This is a genomic window from Pseudoalteromonas sp. SG41-5 (genome assembly GCF_014164495.1).
GTDB classification, from domain to species: Bacteria; Pseudomonadota; Gammaproteobacteria; order Enterobacterales; family Alteromonadaceae; genus Pseudoalteromonas; species Pseudoalteromonas rhizosphaerae.
Window position 1 is genome coordinate 1 of the sequence record NZ_JACJFH010000280.1, and the last position, 529, is coordinate 529.

The following is a 529-nucleotide window of genomic DNA, read 5'->3' on the forward strand; positions in this document are numbered from 1 at the left end:
CCTTTGATTACGGCTTTTACTTCACTGGCGGCTTGCTTGCCCAAATTTTGCCAGTTTATTTCCCGTAAGTATTTTACTGGGTCGCCTTTACCGAGCTTGCGTAGCACTGCAATGGCGGCTTCCATCGATTCGTTGCTGTCATTGGCTTTATCATCAAATAATAATTCGTTGTGGGCTGCGGGGGAATTATGTCGCGGGGTAAACCCGCTGCCACGAATGCGTAGACTCGAATTTACTTGTGCAAAAATGAAAGGCGAGGGCACTAATCTTTGAAGACTGTAGCGCCTAGCCTTGCAACATCCATGTTGTTAAAGAGCGGGTAAATCAGTATTGTTTAATAAGTTTGTTGTGCAGTGATAACGCCACCATCGGTATTATCACGCTCAAAGTTCAGGTTGAACTGGCCTTGGCGATTAATGGTAAAAATAGCGCGTGTCCAGTTTTCTGGTTGGTGTTGGGTGGCCTTTTCAAATAGGGTGTTGAATAAATCGACTATCTCGTCCGTCACGGTAATCGGCTGTTCGCTTGT

At 45.7% G+C, this 529-nt stretch carries 2 pseudogenes; both read right to left on the reverse strand.

Annotated elements, in window-relative coordinates:
* Positions 1 to 263 (reverse strand): annotated as a pseudogene (locus H5232_RS23605) (hypothetical protein); the annotation flags it as partial.
* 71 nt (positions 264 to 334) lie between these two features.
* Positions 335 to 529 (reverse strand): annotated as a pseudogene (locus H5232_RS23610) (immunity protein YezG family protein); the annotation flags it as partial.